24 protein-coding genes and 1 pseudogene are annotated in these 22,095 nt (G+C 41.6%); 16 read left to right on the forward strand and 9 right to left on the reverse strand.

The features are described 5' to 3' along the window. The 6 genes from NMG88_RS05230 (at nucleotide 1) to NMG88_RS05255 (ending at nucleotide 3,118) form a co-directional block, all read left to right on the forward strand. Nucleotides 1–231 carry a DUF433 domain-containing protein gene (locus tag NMG88_RS05230; RefSeq protein ID WP_026786451.1) on the forward strand — a complete coding sequence of 77 codons (231 nt, stop codon included), beginning with the start codon at nucleotides 1–3 and terminating at the stop codon, nucleotides 229–231. After that, nucleotides 228–563: a DUF5615 family PIN-like protein gene (locus NMG88_RS05235; protein WP_026786450.1), complete on the forward strand. Its 336-nt coding sequence runs from the start codon at nucleotides 228–230 to the stop codon at nucleotides 561–563. Before NMG88_RS05230 ends, NMG88_RS05235 begins: the two co-directional genes overlap by 4 nt. 214 nt (nucleotides 564–777) lie before the next feature. After that, the gene (locus tag NMG88_RS05240) at nucleotides 778–1,506 is read left to right on the forward strand and encodes a Uma2 family endonuclease (RefSeq protein ID WP_235751126.1); all 729 of its coding nucleotides are present in this window, start codon (nucleotides 778–780) and stop codon (nucleotides 1,504–1,506) included. A gap of 345 nt (nucleotides 1,507–1,851) precedes the next feature. Beyond that, nucleotides 1,852–2,301 (forward strand): DUF29 domain-containing protein, encoded by a 450-nt coding sequence (locus tag NMG88_RS05245; protein ID WP_042152432.1) that lies wholly within the window; start codon nucleotides 1,852–1,854, stop codon nucleotides 2,299–2,301. Next, nucleotides 2,298–2,669: a nucleotidyltransferase family protein gene (locus tag NMG88_RS05250; protein WP_026794176.1), complete on the forward strand. Its 372-nt coding sequence runs from the start codon at nucleotides 2,298–2,300 to the stop codon at nucleotides 2,667–2,669. Before NMG88_RS05245 ends, NMG88_RS05250 begins: the two co-directional genes overlap by 4 nt. A 20-nt stretch (nucleotides 2,670–2,689) precedes the next feature. Then, a complete protein-coding gene (locus NMG88_RS05255) occupies nucleotides 2,690–3,118 on the forward strand; it encodes a ribonuclease toxin HepT-like protein (protein WP_227366191.1) in 429 nt (142 codons plus the stop codon). Between the two features lie 42 nt (nucleotides 3,119–3,160). On the opposite strand, the gene NMG88_RS05260 is transcribed toward NMG88_RS05255, so the two are convergent. Next, a complete protein-coding gene (locus tag NMG88_RS05260) occupies nucleotides 3,161–3,805 on the reverse strand; it encodes a Uma2 family endonuclease (RefSeq protein ID WP_026786446.1) in 645 nt (214 codons plus the stop codon). Between the two features lie 87 nt (nucleotides 3,806–3,892). Here NMG88_RS05260 and NMG88_RS05265 point away from each other — a divergent pair, with 87 nt between their 5' ends. Continuing rightward, entirely contained in the window at nucleotides 3,893–5,170 is a 1,278-nt protein-coding gene (locus tag NMG88_RS05265; protein WP_254035185.1) for an FkbM family methyltransferase, read from the forward strand. 89 nt (nucleotides 5,171–5,259) lie between these two features. On the opposite strand, the gene NMG88_RS05270 is transcribed toward NMG88_RS05265, so the two are convergent. After that, nucleotides 5,260–5,724, reverse strand: coding sequence for a DUF29 domain-containing protein (locus tag NMG88_RS05270; RefSeq protein ID WP_026794178.1), 465 nt, complete (start codon nucleotides 5,722–5,724; stop codon nucleotides 5,260–5,262). A gap of 230 nt (nucleotides 5,725–5,954) precedes the next feature. On the opposite strand from NMG88_RS05270, the gene NMG88_RS05275 reads away from it, so the two are divergent. Next, nucleotides 5,955–6,311 (forward strand): hypothetical protein, encoded by a 357-nt coding sequence (locus NMG88_RS05275; protein ID WP_026797902.1) that lies wholly within the window; start codon nucleotides 5,955–5,957, stop codon nucleotides 6,309–6,311. Here NMG88_RS05275 and NMG88_RS05280 read toward each other — a convergent pair. Beyond that, nucleotides 6,308–7,171 (reverse strand): SPFH domain-containing protein, encoded by an 864-nt coding sequence (locus tag NMG88_RS05280; protein ID WP_042152442.1) that lies wholly within the window; start codon nucleotides 7,169–7,171, stop codon nucleotides 6,308–6,310. The two genes, NMG88_RS05275 and NMG88_RS05280, sit on opposite strands and share 4 nt — an antisense overlap. A 93-nt stretch (nucleotides 7,172–7,264) precedes the next feature. After that, the gene (locus tag NMG88_RS05285) at nucleotides 7,265–9,145 is read right to left on the reverse strand and encodes a S9 family peptidase (protein WP_254035186.1); all 1,881 of its coding nucleotides are present in this window, start codon (nucleotides 9,143–9,145) and stop codon (nucleotides 7,265–7,267) included. A gap of 325 nt (nucleotides 9,146–9,470) precedes the next feature. Here NMG88_RS05285 and NMG88_RS05290 point away from each other — a divergent pair, with 325 nt between their 5' ends. Next, on the forward strand, nucleotides 9,471–9,971 hold the full coding sequence (locus NMG88_RS05290; RefSeq protein ID WP_026786443.1) for a CGLD27 family protein: 501 nt from the start codon (nucleotides 9,471–9,473) through the stop codon (nucleotides 9,969–9,971). A gap of 40 nt (nucleotides 9,972–10,011) precedes the next feature. Continuing rightward, the gene (locus NMG88_RS05295; protein ID WP_026786442.1) at nucleotides 10,012–10,965 is read left to right on the forward strand and encodes an asparaginase; all 954 of its coding nucleotides are present in this window, start codon (nucleotides 10,012–10,014) and stop codon (nucleotides 10,963–10,965) included. Nucleotides 10,966–11,240: 275 nt separating this feature from the next. Here NMG88_RS05295 and crtH read toward each other — a convergent pair whose 3' ends face one another. Then, the gene (gene crtH, locus NMG88_RS05300; RefSeq protein ID WP_026786441.1) at nucleotides 11,241–12,785 is read right to left on the reverse strand and encodes a carotenoid isomerase; all 1,545 of its coding nucleotides are present in this window, start codon (nucleotides 12,783–12,785) and stop codon (nucleotides 11,241–11,243) included. 239 nt (nucleotides 12,786–13,024) lie between these two features. On the opposite strand from crtH, the gene ilvN reads away from it, so the two are divergent. From ilvN to pirA, 6 genes and pseudogenes are all read left to right on the forward strand, one after another. Then, nucleotides 13,025–13,555 (forward strand): acetolactate synthase small subunit, encoded by a 531-nt coding sequence (gene ilvN, locus NMG88_RS05305; RefSeq protein ID WP_026786440.1) that lies wholly within the window; start codon nucleotides 13,025–13,027, stop codon nucleotides 13,553–13,555. 284 nt (nucleotides 13,556–13,839) lie between these two features. Then, entirely contained in the window at nucleotides 13,840–14,280 is a 441-nt protein-coding gene (locus NMG88_RS05310; protein WP_227350215.1) for a hypothetical protein, read from the forward strand. Next, the gene (locus NMG88_RS05315) at nucleotides 14,270–14,941 is read left to right on the forward strand and encodes a hypothetical protein (protein ID WP_235766267.1); all 672 of its coding nucleotides are present in this window, start codon (nucleotides 14,270–14,272) and stop codon (nucleotides 14,939–14,941) included. The genes NMG88_RS05310 and NMG88_RS05315 overlap by 11 nt, the downstream gene beginning before the upstream one ends. Nucleotides 14,942–15,034: 93 nt before the next feature. Then, nucleotides 15,035–15,481, forward strand: coding sequence for a photosystem II protein PsbQ (gene psbQ, locus NMG88_RS05320; RefSeq protein ID WP_042152452.1), 447 nt, complete (start codon nucleotides 15,035–15,037; stop codon nucleotides 15,479–15,481). 122 nt (nucleotides 15,482–15,603) lie between these two features. Next, nucleotides 15,604–16,746 (forward strand): annotated as a pseudogene (locus tag NMG88_RS05325) (NAD(P)/FAD-dependent oxidoreductase); the annotation flags it as partial. Between the two features lie 196 nt (nucleotides 16,747–16,942). Further along, nucleotides 16,943–17,098: an arginine synthesis PII-interacting regulator PirA gene (gene pirA / locus NMG88_RS05330; protein WP_167541243.1), complete on the forward strand. Its 156-nt coding sequence runs from the start codon at nucleotides 16,943–16,945 to the stop codon at nucleotides 17,096–17,098. Nucleotides 17,099–17,323: 225 nt separating this feature from the next. On the opposite strand, the gene NMG88_RS05335 is transcribed toward pirA, so the two are convergent. From NMG88_RS05335 to fusA, 4 genes are all read right to left on the reverse strand, one after another. Then, nucleotides 17,324–17,965 carry an LON peptidase substrate-binding domain-containing protein gene (locus NMG88_RS05335; RefSeq protein ID WP_026786436.1) on the reverse strand — a complete coding sequence of 214 codons (642 nt, stop codon included), beginning with the start codon at nucleotides 17,963–17,965 and terminating at the stop codon, nucleotides 17,324–17,326. A 233-nt stretch (nucleotides 17,966–18,198) separates the two neighbouring features. After that, on the reverse strand, nucleotides 18,199–18,516 hold the full coding sequence (gene rpsJ, locus NMG88_RS05340; RefSeq protein WP_026786435.1) for a 30S ribosomal protein S10: 318 nt from the start codon (nucleotides 18,514–18,516) through the stop codon (nucleotides 18,199–18,201). 141 nt (nucleotides 18,517–18,657) lie between these two features. Continuing rightward, complete coding sequence (gene tuf / locus NMG88_RS05345) at nucleotides 18,658–19,887, reverse strand: elongation factor Tu (RefSeq protein WP_042152457.1); 1,230 nt, start codon at nucleotides 19,885–19,887, stop codon at nucleotides 18,658–18,660. 108 nt (nucleotides 19,888–19,995) lie between these two features. Beyond that, entirely contained in the window at nucleotides 19,996–22,077 is a 2,082-nt protein-coding gene (gene fusA, locus NMG88_RS05350) for an elongation factor G (RefSeq protein ID WP_042152460.1), read from the reverse strand. Nucleotides 22,078–22,095: the final 18 nt, after the last annotated feature.

Consider the following 22,095-nt stretch of genomic DNA (forward strand, 5'->3'; position numbering starts at 1 on the left):
ATGACTGCAAAAAGCTTGCTTAATCGAATTACTTATAACCCCAGGCAATGTGGAGGGAGACCTTGCATTCGAGGAATGCGAATTCGCGTTTCTGATATTTTAGAGATGCTGGCAGAAAATGTTAGTAGTGGGGAAATTTTAGAAGATTTCCCCGACTTGGAGGCGGAGGATATTCAAGCTTGTTTGTTGTTTGCTGCCCGACGAACTAATATTCCTAAATTAACAGTATGAATTTTTGGATTGATGCCCAACTTCCTCCAAGTTTAGCTAATTGGTTGGTCGAAACTTTTAATGTTAATGCTACGGCTATTAGAGATTTGGGGTTACGAGATGCTGAAGATATAGAGATTTTCAATGCTGCCAGGAACCCAGGGACGGTTATTGTTAGTAAAGACAGCGATTTTGTGGAGTTAGTTACTCGTTTAGGAACTCCTCCTCAAATTCTCTGGTTGACTTGTGGGAATGTTACTAACCGAAACCTGCGACTGATTTTGAGCAATACTTTTGCCGAAGCATTACCAATGCTAGAAGCTGGAGAAGCGATTGTGGAAATTAGCGATTAGGGGAATGGATAGAACAAAAAAACGATATCCGTGCACCATCAGGACAAAGATGGTATTTGGGGATGAAAAGAAAAATCCGACCGGTGAAATCTTCAACTCGCGTCGGCGGGTTTTGTTTGTGTAGATGCGGTTTCAACCGCCTTTGTTTAAAGCTTGTCTGGTGAAATGGTGAATATGTTACCCTAGTCTTAAGATCGGGTTTTATGAGGTCTCAATGATGACAACTTCCCTAAAATATTCACTTTTTGATGTTACTTATCCTGATAGTGATGGCTTGCCAATGGCTGAGAGTGATGCAACTAGAGATTACTTGATTTATGGTGTCGAAGCCTTAGACAGTTATTTTCAAGATAATGCCAATGTTTATGTTTCTGGAAATTTATTTATCTATTACGAACAGGGCAACCCCAAAGCAGTCGTAGCCCCCGATGTGTTTGTGGTGTTTGGCGTTGAGAAAAAAAAGCGCCCTTCCTACAAGACATGGGAGGAACAGGGCAAAATCCCTGACTTTGTACTGGAAATTACTTCAAAAAGTACGAAGAGTGAAGATCGTGGTACGAAAAGAGGTTTATATGCTTATTTGGGAGTGGAAGAATATTTTCAATATGATCCGACTGCTGACTATTTGAAGCCATCTTTGCAAGGATTTCGTTTGATTGAAGGCAATTATTTACCAATTTCAGAGCAGATTCATGGCGATCGCCTCTGGGTTTATTCTGAAACACTTGGCTTAGAGCTATGGTTAGAGGCAAATGGTGAGATGCGTTTTTATGCACCCAAGTCAGGAGCTAAATTACTTAGCCCAAGAGAGATGGAACAAGCCAAGCATCAAGCTGAACAAGCCCAACATCAGGCTGAACAGGCTCAACATCAAGCTGAACAAAGGGCGGCTAAGTTGGCGGCTAAGTTGCGTGAGCTAGGGATTGATCCAGACTTGATTTAAGGAAATTCTTGAAGATTGTTATCAAGACGGACGAGAAATTGCCTCAAGGCGATCACAACTTCCCCTAGTGCACTTTTCGTTGAAAAGTGGTAGAAAGGAATAAAGCCGGGTAATTAAAAGGCGATCGAAATCGCGGCTACACAAACGATGTCCGCCTTCGCGGACAAAGATGGTATTTGGGGTTGAAAAGAAAAATCCGACCGGTGAAATCTTCAACCCGTGTCGGCGGGTCTTGTTTGTGTAGATGCGGTTTCAACCGCCTTTGTTTAAATCTTTGGATTAAGATAGAGATGGTTGAAATCCCTATTCAAGCAATGAGATTAGCCTATCAGCAAAACAGAAAATATGATTCAACATAATCTTTACGAGAATGATTTTTATACTTGGTCTTGTCAACAGGCTCAATTACTGCGGGAAAAAAAATTTGATCAAGTGGATTGGAGCAATATTATTGAGGAGATTGAAGACTTGGGACGCAGTGAATATCGAGCGTTTGTATCTGCAATTGAACAGCTAACCTTGCATTTGTTGAAATGGCAATATCAGAAAGAACGTCGCTCCCCAAGTTGGCGACATTCTATTGACAAGCAAAGAATTCAAATAGAACGTATCCTTGAGGATAATCCTGGATTGCAAACTCGAATCCAAGAAGCCGTTAGTAAGGGGTATAAGTATGGACGCAAAGGAGCGAGTAAAGAGACTTTTCTGGACGAGAAGGTTTTTCCTCAAGGTTGCCCTTATACTTGGGAAGATTTGGTAGATGAGGATTTTTTTCCCGAAGGACATCAAGCATGAAATTAACTACTCCCTTTGAGACGTCTAAGTTAGATCAAATTATTCGCGATCGCTATGAACAAAATGAGAGAGAACGTCAAAAATTGTTGCAAAAAGTTGTGGAATGGCTAGATGAACATGGATTGCAGTATGGTATTCAAACAGCCTATATTTTTGGCTCGCTAACACAACCCCAAAGATTTCATCAAAACTCTGATATTGATATCGCTGTTGAGCAAATTAATCCCGATGATTTTTTTGCTGTAATTGGCTTTATTTCTGAGACTATGGGGCGTGATGTGGATGTAATTGAACTTTACAAATGTCACTTTGGCGATCGGATTAGACAAACAGGTATTCCATGGACAGCAATAAACTCATCCTTTTAAAAGTTGACTTAGAGGGTCAGATGAATCATATACAAAGAATTCATCAAAAACTACTAGATAGGGTTGCGAAGTTGGCAGTAGATGATGACGTAATCTTAGAAAGTATTGCCTATCAAATTCATAACCTATACTGTGCCACTGAGGACTTACTGAAAATAGTGGCTAGTTGCTTTGAAAATAATATTAGTAACTCTAGCCAATGGCATAGTTTATTACTCCAGAGAATGACCATCGAAATTCCTGATATCCGTCCGGCATTTTTATCTTATAATACCCATGCTATTTTGAATAATTTGCGAGGCTTCCGTCACTTTTTTCACCATCCTTATGGTGCAACCATTGAGTATGAACAACTTAAAATCAATTTGGATAAAGCATTAAAATTAAAAGAAAATCTTGAGACTGACATCCATCAATTTTTACTAAGGTTAGACAATGAAAATCATTGATATTCAAGTTTTTGTTACTTAATTATAGATTATAATAGGGGTTTATTGCCCGATTTGAAATATCTGTTCGGTCGTTAAATTAAGTTCTGGGAAAGTAAGCGATCGCACTATATCTTTACCCCTAAATAAATTTACCATATATTCTCCTTCCACCAAACTACAAACCGAAATAGTCGGTTGTTTGGGATCACCAATATAGCGCCGACCTCCTAAACCCAAATAATCAACAATCCAATACTCACCTATACCTAATTTTTCATATTCTCCTAGTTTCATTAAATAATCATCTTGCCAATTGGTACTCACGACTTCTATCGCTAATTTAATGCTTGTTCCTTGAGTAATCGTCGATCGCTTTTTCCACATAGATTCATTCATAATAGCATTAAAATCTAATACCATCACATCAGGAATATAAGCTGATTTATCAGAGTCTATTGCTTTAACAAGCCCTTGTCTGGGGATAAAAAATGGCAAATTTAAACGTTTAATTTCCACACCCAGTTCCAAAGCTAAAAAGCCCGCTACTTGTTCATGAGTTCCTGTCGGTTGCATTTTAACAATAACTCCATTATGTAATTCAAAGCGACCATGACCATCAGGATACCATTCAAAAAACTCCTCTAAATTCATTAATTGAATATCTTTATCTTCAACATTAGTAGTCACTTTTTCTTCTGTAAACATATTGGTACTCCTAGCAATGGGCATTATAAATAAGGATAGGATCAGTTATTAATGGTTTCCGTTAATTCAATTCTACTACCTGATACAATGGAAACTCAAATCATTAGACCTCAAGCAACCCTCTCCATGAAACTCAACTTTCCCGACCTCTGCCAACACCACAACATCACCCCACGCGGCATTATCTTGATTGGTGCTTACGATGGCAAAACCCTCAAACGTCTCAACCTCCCCAATACTGTTAAAATCCTAGTCATTGATGCCAACCAAGGCGCCGTTGAACGACTGCAAGAGAATTTTGCCAATAGTCCCAATATCCAGGTGGTTCAAGCTGCTATTGCCAACCATAACGACACCGTTACCCTGCACCTAACTTCCCTTGAGTCTAGCAGTTCTATTTTGCCCTGGAAACAGTACAGCGAAATTTACCCCAATATTAAAGAAATTCAACAACTCACCCTTTCCTCGCGCACCCTGGATACTCTCCTGGAAGAACTGAACCTATCTCCTAGTGATTTTAATATTCTGATTCTCGATATCCAAGGTGCTGAACTTTTGGCCTTGGAAGGTGCTAACCAACTTCTAAATACCTTAGATGCTATTTACACCAATGTTCATTATCAAGAACTATTTGAAGGCGGTGCATTAGCGGAAGAAGTTAATCAGTTTCTCTCCGACTATAAATTTGATATTGTTGCCGAGGATACTCCTTACCATCCCGCTTGGGGAGAAGCATTTTATGTGCGTCAAACTGTTAGGACTGAGGACGGAATTCATCCGGTTAAACCCCTATCTCCAATTGCCAAGCAACTTCAAGAAACCAAACAGGAGTTAGAAATTTTACAGTCCCAATACCAAGAGGTTTTGTTAATATTGGAACAATCTCAAGTTCAACTGGACGAAGGTACAGAAATTTTAGTTAAGTTAGAATCTCAACGAGATCAAATATTAGCCGAATTAGAACAATCTCAAAACCAAAATCAACAACTTCAAACCGAACTCAAACAATCTCAAACTATATTAGAACAAACTCAAATTGAATTAGAAAAATCTCAAATCAACATTAAACAAACCCAGAAAGAATTTGACCAATCTCGTTCAGAACTGCATGAAGTTCGAGAAGAATTAGAATTAACTCAATTTCAACTGGATGAAGTGCAGGTCGAGTTAGAACAATATGTTTCCCAGTTTCATCAACAGAAAGAGGAAATCACCAAACTAAAAACCGAACTAGAACAAGCGAAAACTCAATTAACTCAAGTTCAATATCAACCGGAAATCACCGTTAGTAAAAAATCAAAATCCGATAATGCAGCAATAGTTAAATTATTAGCAAAAGTTCTAGCGGAAACAATGGAAGATTAGGGAGGATATATTATGACAGCGACTGCCAAAGAGTTTGGTTTATGCTATATTCCTGACGTGAAACTTAATTCTCAAGGCACTCTCGGTGTTCAATATTCCCAATCTTGGCTAGTATCGCAGATAAAACCATCTGCGATCGCTTCCTCAAAATTGTATGGACATTTTTCGGGAAAAGTTCTTAATGGCAAGTTTGTTTCTCGTAGTGCCAAATCAACTCCTGCTTCAAAGCCATCTTCTAAAGCGTCAATTATGCGAGACTTTAAGCTAGGATTACGATAAAAATGGCGACTAATGGCACGGCGTTGTTCTCTGATGGTCAGAAACCAACTGCGAGAACGGTTTTCTGGTTGATATTGCCACTTGAGGAGATGCCCTAACAAGACAGTAATACGACTGACTAATTCTCGGTATTCCTGTCTTCCCAAGGCTTGTACCTCCTCCTGTAAGTTTTGCCAATCTAATTCTGATACTTGTCTGTTGGCTATTACCTGTACTTGCCACTGTGTCCAGCCATAAAAATCTTGTTCGTATTGTGAAACTATTTTAGAATTCATGGTATTAATAGTTAACTTTAACCCTAAAAAATTTTACTATAGCAATCTTAAATGATTTGTGATAGAAATATATAACCTCACCCTAGCCCTCCCCTTACTAAGGGGAGGGTTGGGAGGGGTAAATATAGATGGAAATATTACAACTGATTTAGGATGGCTATATTATATATTATATCTAAAACTCTCATAAGATGTCGAAGCCAAGTTCTAACAGAAACCATTGAAGATTAGTGAGGATATATTATGATAGCGACCCCTTTATCAATTTCTCCCAATATCCAACCCTCGTTAAATCTAACAATATTCCGGTGATTAATGGAAGTCAATTAATTACCGCTATTCATCAAAATCACGATTATAACCATCTATCAGGACGGCGTTTAGAAGCCTTTCAAGGAATAGAAGCACAACAAAATCAAACCTTCCTCCAGGGTCATTTGGCGGGAAATAGTGCGGATGCAACGGTCTACTTAACTCCTCTGTCTCCTAACCATACCCCTAAAGTTAGTGTGATTATTTCTATGACCTCTGCGGAGGAGGAGACGCGCCGTGGCTCGTCTGTTCCCTGCTATAAAGGCATAGTCTAGGTTTTTTGAATATTAGGATTAGGTTGAATTTTAGTTACTTCTTCTAAATTGGGTAAAATAATTGGATTGTTCAAATTTTCCGTATTGGTTTCCATTAGATTAGTAATGGATTCTGTTAATTGACTAGGGTTCATAAAGATAATTTTTGAATTAGCACTTTGACTTAACTGTTGGTTAGCTTCAACATATTGTTTTGTAATTAAAAATTTTAAAAATTCTTGACTATTGGTTTTTAATCCTAAAGTATCTGCTAACACTCGAATCGATTGAGCTTGTCCTTGAGCTTCTAAAATTTCTGCCTGTTTTTGACTTTCAGCAACCCGTTTGCGTTCCATTGACTCTTGGATAGATTTAGGAGGAGTAATATTTTGAATATCAACCCGAATTATAGTAATTCCCCAGGTCTTTGTTCCTTCTGCTAAGGCATATAATAATCTTCTGTTAATGTCTTTAATTTTAGCTAATAATTCTTCCAGATTCGTTAACCCGATTTCTGCCCTAAGTGTGGTTAAAACTAAATTAGAAATCGCTTCTTTGGTTTTATCGGTTTCAACGTTATAATAAAAATTTTGTAAATCTTCAATTTTCCAAAAAACCGCCGCATTAATTCTGAGGGTGATTTGATCTTTTGTAATCACTTCTTGAGGGTCAATATCTAATAAACGTTCACGGTTGGTATCATAATAAACAATTTTCTCCGCCACAGGAATAATAAATTGGAGTCCTGGTTTTAGAGTCCGTTTATATTTACCTAATCTTTCAACAATAGCTTGGTCACTGGTACTAACCACTTTCACCGAAGAATTTAGTGTAAATCCAATGATAATGGGAAATAAAATACCGAGAATATATTGGAACATAAACAGTAAAGTTTGGGGTAATTAACGGGTTAATCAAATCATCAATACCTCTAGAGACGTTGTGTACAACGTCTCTACAGCCCTGGGTTAATTTCAGGATTTAATCACACCAGAATGTCCGGTCATTTCTCCCACCGGTTCAAAGCGTCCGCCTAAATATTTAGCCAGAAATTCTTCGGCGACTGCATAGAAATGTAAGCGATTTTCAGGACGGGCAAAACCATGTCCTTCATCGGTATATAACACATATTCTACAGGTTTATCAGCTTGTTTCATCGCCTCAAAGATCTGTTCACTTTCCGGTTGTTTAACCCTGGGATCATTGGCTCCTTGACCAATTAATAAAGGTTTTTCAATCCGGTCAACAAAAAATAAAGGCGATCGCTGTTTTAAAAATTCCGGTTCCGTGTCTAAATTCCCGACCCGATGATAGAAATTCTTGCGAATGGGTTCCCAATAGGGCGGAATACTTTGCATCAAAGTAATAATATTACTCGGCCCGACAATATCCACGCCACAGGCAAAAACTTCGGGAGTAAATGTTAAGCCAACTAAGGTCGCATAACCTCCATAAGACCCGCCCATAATCGCGATTTTATCCGGTTGGGAAATGCCATTTTCAACTAACCAATTCACACCATCAATTAAGTCCTGGTGCATTTTTCCCGCCCATTCTCGGTTGGCGGCATTTAGAAAGGCTTTGCCATAGCCCGTTGATCCCCGGAAATTCACCTGTAAGACCGCGTAACCCCGGTTAGCTAACCATTGGGCTTGGGAGTCATAACCCCAGGTATCTCGCGCCCAGGGGCCACCGTGAACCAATAGCACCGTCGGGGCGGGAAGCTCAACCCCAACGGGTTTGGTTAAATAACCATGAATGGTTAACCCATCAATTGCGGTGTAAGAAATGGGTTCCATGGAGGCTAAAGATAAGCCTTCTAATTTGGGTTTATTACTGAATAAAAAGCTATGGGTTTTGGTGGGGCGATCGTAAACGTAAAAATACACCGGGCCGTCATCGGTGACAAAACTAATTAACCATTTTTCATCGGATAATGTTCGACTAATCCCAAATTCCCCCGGACGAATTTGTTTAATTGCCTCGATATCTTCGGCAATAATCGGGTCAATAATTTGCCATTCTTCCTTATCTTTATAAAAAGAAACCGCCTCAATATTTCGGGTGGTGGGATGGGCTAACAATCCGCCAATATCATATTCAGGATCTTCAGCAATTACGGTTTCTTGACGGGTGGATAAATCCAATGCAATTAATCGCTCCGCATTGGCATTATGGTTACCCACCATATATAAAATTTTGCCATCATTGGAAAAGAAAGCCGCCCCTCCTTCTTCATCGGGCCCCCAATGACGGAGGGTTTCCCAAGGATGTTCGGGAGTTTCTCGATATAATAAATCAAACCCACCATCATCGGTGCTAGAACTTGCCGCCCGGATATTAAACTCAGCATCGGCCGTCCAACTAACAATATTACCCGGATTTTCCGTATGGAAATCAACGGCTCCGTTTTTTAAATTTACCTGATAAACATCAAAAATTTGAGGATTTTTCAGGTTCATCCCAACTAAAATTTGATCGGGGAATTTGTGATCTAAATTAACAACTTGCGCTCGAACTCCTTGAAACGGAGTTAAGTCTCGAACAACCTGGGTTTGGACATTTACTAAATATAAATGCCAGTTTTCATCGCCATCGGAGTCTTGAACATAAATCAGTTGATCGGGGTCATAAGTCCAGAAAAATAATCGAATACCTCGTTTTGGATCACGGGTTAAAGCTCGGGTTTCCTCCTGTCCAACGGTTTTTAACCAAACCTGTAAAATATTCTTTTCATCGGGGGCAATATAAGCCAGATATTTACCTTCGGGGGACAGACGGGGGCTAGTGCGTTCGGGGTTGCCAAACAGTAGTTCCCGGGGAATTAAAGGTGGAAGTTCGGTTGCCGTGGTCATACTCTATGTATTCAAAACTTAACTTTCTCTATTGTGGCATTTTCCCTTGATTTTATTGAGAACAGGTTGACCGGGACTTGCAAGAATTAAAGGACTTACGCACAGATCACGTAATTGTGTGATTGCGAAGGGTCGTGAAGCAATTTCAAAGTCTTGTCACACCGTTATATGCGTAAGTCCTGTACCAAATGAACTGGGAGTTAACTACCCTGTTCTATCGAAGCCCATCTTTAATATTGTCTAAATATTTGCCATCGGGGGAATGTCAAGTCCTAACTGCCATAAAATTAAAAGCAATATCTTAAAAAATCCCAGATTTCTTAATATGAGAGATGTTTCGGTATCCATCTGTCCGGTTCCTCCGGAACAACGTCCTGTTAATGAATATCAAGAACTCAAAGAATCTTGGTTTTTTAGTTGGGTCACACTCAACTGGCCCCAATATTTGAGAAAGTTGCTCTGGGTGTGGTTGATTAGCTGGATTATTTTTTGTCCCGTCGCCGCGGCTAGTTTTACACCGAGCAAATATCCGGGGCAGTTGATTCTTGGTGCTGCTTCTGGAGCAACTTTTATTTTAACCTTAGTCGTGATTCGGTTATCTTTAGGCTGGTACTATATTAGATCCCGCCTGCTCAATCCTAGGATTTTCTACGAAGAATCAGGATGGTATGATGGCCAGACTTGGCTGAAAACCCCGGAATTTTTAGTCCAAGATCGGTTAATTCTCTCCCATCAAGTGCAACCGATTCTAACTCGATTACGACAAACCTATTATGGAATAGCCGGATTGTTGCTTGGAGGAGGATTAATCTGGGTCTTGTTGTAAATATTCACCGATTCTCTTGATAAACTCTAAACTTTAAAATATGACACGGGGAAAACGAACACAAGCTAAAGAACTGGAAGTTAGACTCCTGCGGGAAGGACTGGTTGAGTCTACCCATCGGGTGCAAGCGACGGTCTGTGATCACCGAGGACGGGTGTTATCCGTTGCCGGAAACTCCGACACCGCCACCTTTATCCGTTCAGCCTTAAAACCCTTTCAAGCCTTAGCCGTGACGACTACAGGCACAATGGAACGATATGATTTAACCGATATTGATTTAGCGATTATTTGTAGTTCCCATCAAGGAACCGTCGAACAGGCTCGACAGGCTTTTAATATTCTCTGGCGGGCCGATGTTGAACCCGTCCAACTCCAGTGTCCGATTCCAGCCGGGAAAAATAGCCCCCTGCAACATGGCTGTTCGGGAAAACACGCCGGGATGTTAGCGGTTTGTCAACAATGTCATTGGCCATTAGAAAGCTATTTACAACGGAAACATCCTCTACAACAATTGATTATTGGTAAAGTCGGAGAATTATTAGGACTACCTCCCGATGAGTTTCTCAGCGCCAGGGATGACTGCGGAGCGCCGACCTATTATTTGGAATTGGGTCAAATGGGGATACTCTATGCTCAATTGGCTTCTGGAGATAACCTAGACCGGGAACGGATTGTCCGGGCCATGACCCATCATCCCGAAATGGTAGCCGGAGAGGGACATTTTGATACGGAATTAATGCGTTTAACCGAAGGAGAACTGGTCAGCAAGTCCGGGGCGGAAGGAGTGCAATGTGTGGGACGCATTGGGGAAGGTTTGGGATTAGCAATTAAAGTCATGGATGGGTCAACCCGGGCTAAATATGCCACGGCGATTCATCTATTGAAACAAATGGGTTGGATTACACCGACCATTGCGGAAACCCTCTCGGAAAAATTCCTAGCCCTGAGTGATTTTAAGCGTTTGGATGTGATCGGAGAATTATCGTTTTTGTGAGTGATCAACGCCTAAAGGTATCAACGGCAAAATTAGTTTAAAAAGAGGGGAGAAAATTTTTTCTTCCCTCCATGATCAACGCCTAACAGCATTAGAGATAAAATCACGGCGGGGGCTGATTTAAAGAAAAAACAGAATCCCGAAAAAACAGAAAAAGTAATTGAACAGAAAAATACAACCCGATAAAATACTGCAATTAACAGCTTAATTATCAGAGACGCACCAATAGCCTTCGGCATGGTTGCGCCCGGTCACGTCTCTACACTGATGACTAATTAAAGTCCCAAATCAACGGCTACCCGATGGGCGCAGGCGAAGCCGGAGAAGGCAACAGCATTTAATCCTTGGCCGGGGAAAGTGCTATCACCGACACAATATAACCCTCGGATAGATGTGCGGTTAAAGGGCATTCCCAGAAGTCCTTTTAATTTATAGGCGGGAATGGGGCCGTAGGTTCCATCCTGTCGGTTTAAAAAGCGACGATGCGATCGCGCCGTTCCCACTTCCATATAATCTAACCCGGCATCTAACCCGGGGAAAAGTATTTCTAAACGGTCAATAATTCTGCCCGCAGCTTGTTCTTTTTTGGCTTCATATTCAAACTCGGGTAATTTTTGCCAATCATCGATCCAACTAGGGGTAAAAGCATGAACAATATGATAGCCTTCCGGGGCTAAACTTGGATCTAATAAAGTCGGAATGGACACAAAAATTGTGCCTTCGGGTTCCTCCATTTTATCCCAATTTTCGACAATAATATGGTGACAATCGGTTTCTGGAGGTAAGACTGAGGCTTCTACTCCTAAATGTAGACTCAAGAAACTAGGGGATTTTTGATAGCGTTCTCGCCATTTTTTTTCAGCCTTTGGAATAGAGTCGGAGGGAATTAATTTGCCAAAGGTATCCCAACGGGTGGCATTAGAAACTATTCTTTTGCCTCGATAAACTTTACCATCAATTAGTTCTACTCCAACGGCTATTCCGTTTTCCAATATAATTTGTTTGACTCTAGCTTTATATTGAATTTGTCCACCAAATTTTTCTAATCCTTCGACTAATTTGATCGCAATTTGACCGACGCCTCCTTTGGGATAATTAATTCCTCCATAATGGCGATCGGAAAATACCATTCCAGCATTAATCATCGGGGTTAAATCAGCCGGAACCACTGACCAGCAGTAACATTCAATATCAATAAACTTTAAAAGTTCAGGATCATTAATATAACGTTTGGCAATATCTCCGACATTTTGGGGTAAATACTGAACTAATCCTAAACAGGAACCGGGTTCTTGAAAAAATACCCGCATTAAATAACGAGGTTCTTCCAAAGATAGCAACTCCATGGAGTTCAGACAGTTAAAGACCTTCCAGCATTGATCATAAAATTTACGAATTCCTTTTTCTTCCTGGGGGAAGCGAGTAATTAGTTCTTGCAAAAACTTCTCATAATCTCGATGTACCCGTAATTTGAGATCATTGGGTAGGTGATAATGAATTTGAACCGGATCGGGAATGGTTTCTAGGGTGACGTCCACAGCTTCCAGGGCGCGGGTTAGGAGGTTGGTGGTTCCTTTGTCCCCAAATCCAAAAATCATGGATGCACCGACATCAAATCTGTATCCGTCCCGTTCAAAATATCCAGAACTGCCGCCCGGGATAATATAGCTTTCTAGGACAAGAACTTTTGCACCCTTGGCCGCCAATTGGGTCGCCGTCACCAGTCCCCCAATACCAGAACCAATTACAATCACATCAAATTCCTGATCGGAGTCAGAACTAGATCGAGCAAAAGACTGGGATAGGTTAGAAACAGGCATGACTGTCAATTCTCTTAAGCATTTCCTGACTGTACAGTGTAGCGTCTTACGCCCAAATCAGAGAGTTTAATCTTGAAATGGATCACGGATTTAAGAGGATTTCACGGATTTCACGGATTTTAATCTGTGTTAATCTGCGTAATCCTATTAAATCCGTGATCTGGATTCGGTGTACAATTGATGATTAATATAGTTAATTTTAAGTCGGGAGCGTAGTCCCAGATTAATTTGTAGCCAGCATGAAACACACCCTATCTGTTTTAGTTCAAGATGAAGCCGGAGTCCTGACGCGCATTGCGGGTTTATTTGCCCGTCGAGGTTTCAATATTGAGAGTTTAGCCGTTGGCCCGGCGGAACAATCGGGGATTTCTCGAATTACAATGGTGGTTCCTGGGGATGACCATATTATTGAACAGTTGACCAAACAACTCTACAAACTGATCAATGTTCTGAAAGTGCAGGATATTACCGGAGTTCCCTGTGTGGAAAGGGAATTGATGCTATTAAAGGTTAATTATAATAGCAGTGCGACTCGTTCTGAGATTATTGAGTTAGCCCAAATTTTTCGGGCGCGGGTTGTGGATATTGGGGATGACGCCCTAACTATTGAAGTGGTTGGCGACCCCGGAAAAATGGTGGCTATTGTCCAGGTTTTAAGTCGGTTTGGGATTCGGGAAATTGCTCGGACGGGCAAAATTGTCTTGGTGCGGGAGTCGGGAGTCAATACGGAATTCCTCAAAACTCAAGCCCCGGTGGAAGCTCGATTTTAGCAGAGGGGGGAACAGGTGACAGAGGGAAAAGGTTTCAACGTAAGCGGTTAGCTGGATTAGTCTTTGTCCTAATCAGTCTGAGAATTGCGATAATCAATCCCTTGTTGTGCCAGTATCCCCGATGGCAATATGCAGCTTAACAGTTTAAACCGCTACACGTTCCTATAATTAAGGGTTCTTGGTTTTTCACAAAAAAAGTTGATTTTTAAGTCATTTTTACAAAAAATTGTTAGAATAGAAGAAGGTGAGGGATCGCACAGTGTCGAAACTCATCAGAAACCATCATGAATCAAGAAGATTGTTTAGCGGTTTATCAGGCACTTGTAGAGATGCTAAACTCTATAAAATTGGGGTGGGTAACGGAAGAAGTTGCCGATGTTATTAGTGCGGGAAAAACTACCGAAGAATTGGTATCAGGACGGAAATCTCCTAATTTAAAGTTAAATTATTATAGCCCCCAAGAACAACTTTTACTTTTAATTAATGCCATTGAGAAATCCGTAATTAATACCGGAGAAATCGAAACAGAAATTCTGGATATTTTCCGCCATGAAACCCAGAATTGTGATTTAAAACCGGAATTGAGATTTACCTCCTCGGTGGATGGAAAGGGTACAATGTTTAAATATAGTGTTGAATCTGTTAATAGCCGCCAACAACACCGCCAAGAATTAAAAAAATTGCTGGAAGAATTACGTCAGGAGATCGGAACCAATGTCGATTAATACTGCTTTATTGGATAATATCAATCAACAGTTAAAACAGAGTTTAAATCCCGATCTTGAAACCGCCAGAGATATTGAGGATTCGTTTAAATTCTACATTTTTAATATTATTATCAAAGCCGCTCGGAATGAAGGAGCCTTAGTTTATTATAAAGATGTTTTGAAACGAAATCCAGAAACCTTAGTGTTTCGCAGACGGGCAGGACAAATTTATGATCTGACCCAACCCTATACCCATGCTGTGATTGAATTTGAACAAAAACCTCCTTTAGAAATTCATTTGGGAGTTAAAATTCATGGTCGTTTAAGAGTATTATATGATTGTGATGTTTGTGTTCTGTATAAAATGGAAGCCGATAGTTGTCGGACGAATAAAAGAGAACCTCGGGCATCTCGAATTTTTATCGCCATAGACTGTCACCATTACGCCTCGGAATTGCCCTTAGAATTAGCTCAGGCTTTTATTGCCTTTTCTTCGGAATTAAGAGTATCTGGGGATTGTTATTTTGTCTCTAATAGTTCTTCTAATTCAGTAGCAAAACTCCTGGCGAGTCGCAAACGAAAATGGGAATATGATATTGTTCCTAATGAAACCAATAATGTCAATCGGTTAATGTATGAATTTCAGACAAAATTTAAGGATTTCAAAGCCAGAAGTTAGCCAAATGTCCCCAAATCTGCAACAATATTAGAATCCCTGATCGCAGTAGATTGGGGAATGTGGTTTTTTTAGTAAAATTCAAACAGTTAGGATATGAAAGTTTATCGTTCAATTTTGGCCTGTGTCTTAGCCCTGGTGACAACTTTTGTGGTCGGTTGCAGTTCTCCAAAAGCGGCAATTCCCACCACCTACACGGAAATTCAAATTCAACAAATCCAAAAACATAACACTGATATTGTGGCTCTGCGCGATCGCTTTACCACTGAACTTCCTCGGTATATTAGCGCTCGGAATTGGGTACAAGTGGATGCCTTTGTGCATGGGCCATTGGGATCATTGTTGCAAGAAATGAATTATATTACTAAAAATTTGTTGCCCGATGCCCAGCCCAAAGCTCGTGAATTATCCAGAGAAGTATTTGAACATTTAGTTACGGTTTCTAAAGCCGCAGAAGTTCGTGATCCAATTCAAGCGTCGTCGGGATATCAAGAAGCGCTCAAAGATTTAGATTCATTCTTGAGTTTAGTTCCTAAAGCTTAATTAAACTCAATATTTTGTAGTTGCGTTGTTGCGCCGTTGTTGCGCTTTAGCGTGCTCTTTTATTTCTCAGGGCTAAAGCCCAACAAGGGGTAAGAGGGGCTAAAGCCCAACAACGTTTTTTAAGATTTTTTATGAATTCTATTGTTATTATTGGTTGTGGTGTGGTCGGGGCAACCATTGCCTATGAACTCTCCAAAAATCCTGATTTAAAAATTACTGTTATTGATCAAAATCCTCCGGCTCAAGGCTCAACTGGTTCAGCATTGGGGGTTTTGATGGGAATTATTAGTCAGAAAACCAAGGGACGGGCGTGGCGACTGCGAGAGTTTAGTATGCAGCGTTATGAAAGTTTAATTCCCGAATTAGAAGCAATTACGGGTAAGATTATTCCTTTTAATCGGCAAGGTATTGTATTATTATCTTATGGGGAAGATGAATTGGAAAAATGGAAAAATTTAATTAATTTACGCCAAAGTCAAGGGTTAGAATTGCAATGGTTAGATCAAGATCAAGTTAAGGTTAAATATCCTCAGATTAATCAGGGAAAAGTGTTGGGTGCGGTCTATTCTCCCCAGGATCGACAGGTTGATCCAACGGCCTTAACTTTAGCATTAGTCGAGGCGGCTAAAAGTCGGGGGGTAACTTTTCAATTCGGTATTAAAGTAGAATCTTTGGAAACTGTAAAAACGACAAATAATCAGCAAGTTTGTCAATTCTTGAAAACCGGTGTAGGAGAGTTAAATAGTGATTGGGTTGTGGTATCTGCGGGTTTAGGGACAACGCCGTTAATTTCTGATATTGCTAAAGAAAATAATCGGGAAAAATTGATTAATATTCGTCCAGTTTTAGGACAGGCGTTGCAAGTTCGTTGTCTGGAAACCTTGGGAAATTTGGGATTTGAACCTGTAATTACGGGCAATGATATTCATATTGTACCGTTAGGAAATGCAGAATATTGGATTGGGGCAACGGTGGAATTTCCTGAACACGGGGATGAAATTTTAGCTAATTCTGAACTATTGAATTTAGTCTTAAAAGGTGCGATCGCCATTTGTCCAGCCTTAGAAAATGCAACTATTATTAAGCAATGGTCAGGGTTACGTCCCCGCCCTGAAGGGATTCCAGCCCCTGTGATTGGCAATTTACCAGGGTTTGAGAATATCCTATTAGCCACTGGACATTATCGCAATGGTGTGTTATTAGCACCAGCAACGGCTAATGAAATCCAAGAAATATTGAGGATTGAGGGTGCGATCTTAAAATAAATCAACCCGCAGGGGGGTGACATCATTCCCATAAACTGCTCAAATCTCCATAAGTATAAATACTCGACACAGGTTTTTTAAATAAAGCTGTAGCTTACGTTACAAAATTTTAAGATTTTTCACCTATGTCATCCAATTTTAACAAAAGGGGCTATATAATAGAGGAGTAAGCACAAAAAATTATCTAAAAAAGTCCATGTTAAACACAAATCTACGCAGAAACTCCATTAAACTCTCTGACGTCCATCGGGCTAATATCCAAAAAAGATTGGAACATCGCTTAGAAGTTGCTAGAGCTAATGGAGATGAGAATTTGATTCGGGTTCTGGAAGCTGAAATGCGCCGGGTCTAAATTATTCCTTGATCACATACTGATATTCAGCTAGGCGACGGTGGAACCCATTTGGGTTAACCTTAGCCCTAGAAGAATTTATGATTAAAAATTTCTAAAGCCTGGTTGTGTGAAATTACCAGGCTTTTTGGTGGGTATTGAGTAGTAATCAACTCCATATCAAAGGGTTCTTGATCAAGAAGTTAGGGGTTTTAGACCCAATTTTTCGATGTCAGTGTGGGTAGTTCACTCTAAAGCATCTTTTAAAGCTGTACGGGCAGCTAAATGGCTGCGGGTTGAAGTTAAAATCTCCACTTCCCGTTCTAAACGAGCGACGGTACTTTGCATTTCTAACAGCGTTTGTTGTTCGGTTGCAACTCCATAGAGATTACTAGCCACCCAGTAGGAAAGTTCCGTTGGTAAACTGGGAATATCATCAGGAAGTTCAATATTTTGTTCCATCAACTTTCCTGATAGACGAACTACATCGCGCAACAAACCTTCTACTTCAGTTGCTAGGGGTCTTAAATCCTGTTGGGGGGGTTTGTCTTCGATCCATTCCACTAAACCCACCAAATACGGCTTTTCTCGAACCGCTTCTAATACCCGAAATCGTTGCTGTCCCAAAGTCAGCATTTTGATCCGATCATCCGGTAAACGTTGATGTTGGACAATTTCCGCACAGCAACCCACGGCAGCAACTTGACCTTGATTCGGATCAAACATTAATACCCCAAACCGGCGATCCGCATTTAGGATGGTATTGATCATAATCCGATAACGAAATTCAAAAATATGCAGGGGTAGGGGTCTACCCGGAAATAAAACCACTTCCGGTAGCGGAAACAGAGGAAGTTCTCGAACAGCAGTTGAGGAAAATGACGCCATTGTCCGTTAAGTAAGAGCTACTAACAACGTAGCAGATATTGGATCAATTTCTAAATATAGCTCTACGCATTACAGTTAGGACACTGTTGAGTCCTAAAACCCTTTCACTGCTTACTGATCCGGTGTTCCGGTGTTCCGGTGTTCCGGTGTGCGTAGCACTATATCAAAAAACCTACTCAAAACCCATATTAAAAGGTCAGGTTGAGTAGGTTGAGAATAGTCGAAGCAAAAAATTAAAGTTTCACTTCAATATCAACCCCGGCGGGTAAGTCCAATTTCATCAGAGCATCAATGGTTTTAGAAGAAGGCTGATAAATATCAATAATGCGACGATGGGTACGAGTCTCGAAGTGTTCCCGGGAATCTTTATCAACGTGGGGGGAACGCAATAAGCAGTAAATCCGGCGTTTTGTGGGTAAAGGAATCGGCCCAACCGCAGTGGCGCTAGTCCGATTCGCCGTATCTACAATCTTCTCGCAAGAGGTATCGAGTAAACGACGATCAAAGGCTTTGAGACGAATCCGAATTTTTTGTTGTTGAATAGTTGCCATGGGGTGTTCAGTTTTCTAGGTTCAGGATTATCGGCTTGAACAGTCACATCATCTTAACAGATAGAAGGTGCAGAAACAGGATCAAACCCTTCCTATTTTCTGCAACCTTATCCTTAACTTTGCAGCTTTAATTCACAAAGCTTACTTCAGAATTTTGGACACAACACCAGCACCCACGGTTTTGCCACCTTCACGAATAGCAAAGCGCATCCCTTGTTCAATAGCAATGGGGTTGATCAGTTCCACGGTCATTTTAATCCGGTCTCCAGGCATAACCATCTCGGCATCCGCCCCTTCATCAGAGGTAAAGGCTTTAATGGTTCCGGTAACATCGGTTGTTCGGACATAGAACTGAGGACGATAGCCGGGGAAGAAAGGAGTTTTACGTCCACCTTCTTTCTCCGTCAAAATATAGACTTCAGATTCAAACTGAGTATGGGGAGTAATCGAACCGGGTTTGGCAATCACCATACCTCGTTCAATATCAGCTTTCTGGATACCGCGTAACAGCAGACCAGCGTTGTCCCCGGCCATCCCTTCTTCCAGACTCTTTTTAAACATTTCTATACCCGTGACGGTGGTAGCACGAGTCGCTCTAATTCCCACCAGTTCAACGTTATCGCCAACTTTGACTTTACCCCGTTCAATCCGACCCGTTGCCACCGTACCCCGTCCAGTAATGGAGAAGACATCTTCAACAGCCATCAAGAAAGGCTTATCAATATCACGCTCAGGATTGGGGATATAGGCATCCACTTTTTCCATCAGCTCGTAAATTTTATCTACCCATTTATTTTCGCCTACGACGGCCTTGGGATTAGCCACCATGGAATCTAAAGCTTCTTTAGCCGATCCGGAAACAATGGGGATATCATCACCGGGGAAGTCGTAGGAGGTTAACAGTTCCCGGATTTCCAGTTCCACCAATTCCAACAGTTCAGCATCATCCACCATGTCTTCTTTATTCATGAAGACAACGATATTGGGAACCCCGACCTGTTTGGCTAACAGGATATGTTCACGGGTTTGGGGCATGGGGCCATCAGCCGCCGACACCACTAAAATTGCACCGTCCATCTGGGCAGCACCGGTGATCATGTTTTTCACATAGTCAGCGTGACCAGGACAGTCAACGTGAGCATAGTGACGGGTTTTGGTTTCGTATTCAACGTGGGCTGTATTGATCGTAATCCCCCGGGCTTTTTCTTCGGGTGCGGCATCAATTTGATCATATTTTTTAGCTGTGGCTTGACCCAGAGCAGCTAAAGTCATGGTAATTGCAGCCGTTAAAGTGGTTTTACCGTGGTCAACGTGACCGATGGTACCGATATTAACGTGGGGTTTGTTCCGTTCAAATTTTGCGCGTGCCATTTTCAGTTAAGAATTGAAAGTTTTCAAGAAAAATAATGGTGGGCACCGGGTCAGGGATTGGTTATTGGCGATTAACCCGTAACCGTCAACCCCAACCCGACTGCCAGTTTAGTTGCCTTTATTTTTGGCAACAATGACTTCAGCCACGCTACGAGGAACTTCCTCATAGTGGCTAAACTCCATGGTGAAAATCCCCCGACCTTGGGTTTTGGAACGGATATCCGTGGCATAACCAAACATCTGAGCTAAGGGAACCTTAGCGGTCACTTTGGCAATACCCTGTTCTGTTCCTTGACCCTCAATTTGGCCCCGGCGAGAGTTCAAATCCCCAATCACGTTACCAATGAAGTCTTCAGGTACTTCCACCTCAACCTTCATCATCGGCTCTAACAGCACGGGTGAGGCTTTACTCACCGCTTCTTTGAGTGCCATGGAGCCAGCGATCTTGAATGCCATTTCTGAGGAGTCTACATCGTGGTAAGAACCATCCACCAGAGTCGCTTTCACATCAATCAGAGGATAACCTGCCACCACACCTGTTTCGCAGGCTTCCTTCATCCCTTGTTCAGCCGGGTTGATGTACTCTTTAGGTACAGTTCCACCAACGATTTTGGAAACAAATTCAAACCCGCTACCGGGTTCACCGGGTTCGAGATTAATCACAACGTGACCGTATTGACCTTTACCACCACTTTGGCGGATGAATTTGCCTTCGACTCGATTCACAGGTTTACGGATGGTTTCCCGATAAGCAACCTGGGGCGCACCCACATTCGCTTCCACTTTGAACTCGCGTAACATCCGGTCAACCAGAATTTCTAAGTGCAGTTCGCCCATCCCCGCAATTACGGTTTGGTTGGTCTCGGAATCCACAGAAACCCGGAAGGTGGGATCTTCCTCTGACAAGGATTGGAGAGCTTTGGAGAGTTTTTCCATATCCTGTTTGGTTTTTGGTTCCACCGCCACGGAAATCACAGGTTCGGGGATGAACAGAGATTCCAAAATAATCGGTTTCGTGTCATCACAGAGGGTATCACCGGTGAGGGTATCTTTCAAACCCAAGGCTGCCCCTAAGTCTCCAGCCCGCAGTTCATCGACTTCGATCCGATCATCAGCTTTGAGAACAATCAAGCGAGAAATTCGTTCTTTTTTATCCTTGCTGGAGTTCAGGACATAACTGCCCTTTTGTAAAACACCGGAATAGACTCGAACGAAGGTCAAGCGTCCGTAAGGATCGGCCATGATCTTGAACGCTAAGGCCGATAAAGGTGCTTCGTCATTGGCATAACGGACGTCAACGTCACCATTTGATAAAGTGCCTTGGATCGGAGGAACTTCCGATGGAGCCGGGAGATAGTCAACAACTGCATCTAACAGTTGTTGTACCCCTTTGTTTTTGAAAGCAGAACCACACAGCAGAGGAACAATCTCCCCGGCAATTGTCCCTTTGCGTAACTGAGTCCGAATTTCTTCATTCGTCGGTTCTTCACCTTCTAGGTACTTCTCCATCAGGTGATCATCGGTTTCAGAAACCGACTCCACCAATTTCACCCGATATTCCTCGGCTATCTTTTTCACCGCTTCGGGAATTTGATCAGTGACCTCAAAATCCGTTCCTTTATCGTCGTCGTTGTAGAGATAAGCTTTCATCTCTACCAAATCCACTAATCCCTGGAAATCGTTTTCACTACCAATCGGGATCTGGATCGGAACGGCATTCGCCCTTAAGCGATCGCGGATTTGCTCATAAACTTTGAAAAAGTTCGCACCCGTGCGATCCATCTTGTTCACAAAGACGATCCGAGGAACTTTATAACGTTCTGCTTGTCTCCAAACAGTTTCAGACTGGGGTTGTACACCACCGACTGAACAAAAAACAGCAATTACACCATCTAACACCCGCATCGAACGTTCGACTTCAATGGTGAAGTCAACGTGACCCGGAGTATCAATGATATTGATCTTATGATCTTTCCAACTGGTGGTAATAGCGGCAGCCGTGATGGTAATTCCACGCTCCCGCTCTTGAGCCATCCAGTCGGTTACTGCTGTTCCTTCATGGACTTCGCCCATTTTATGAACCATACCGGAGTAGAATAGAATCCGCTCCGTTGTGGTTGTTTTGCCCGCGTCAATATGGGCTGCAATACCAATGTTCCTTACTCTCTCAAGCGGGACGGTACGTGCCACAGCTACCTCCTTTTTTAA

The organism is Planktothrix agardhii, assembly GCF_904830935.1.
GTDB lineage: Bacteria > Cyanobacteriota > Cyanobacteriia > Cyanobacteriales > Microcoleaceae > Planktothrix > Planktothrix agardhii.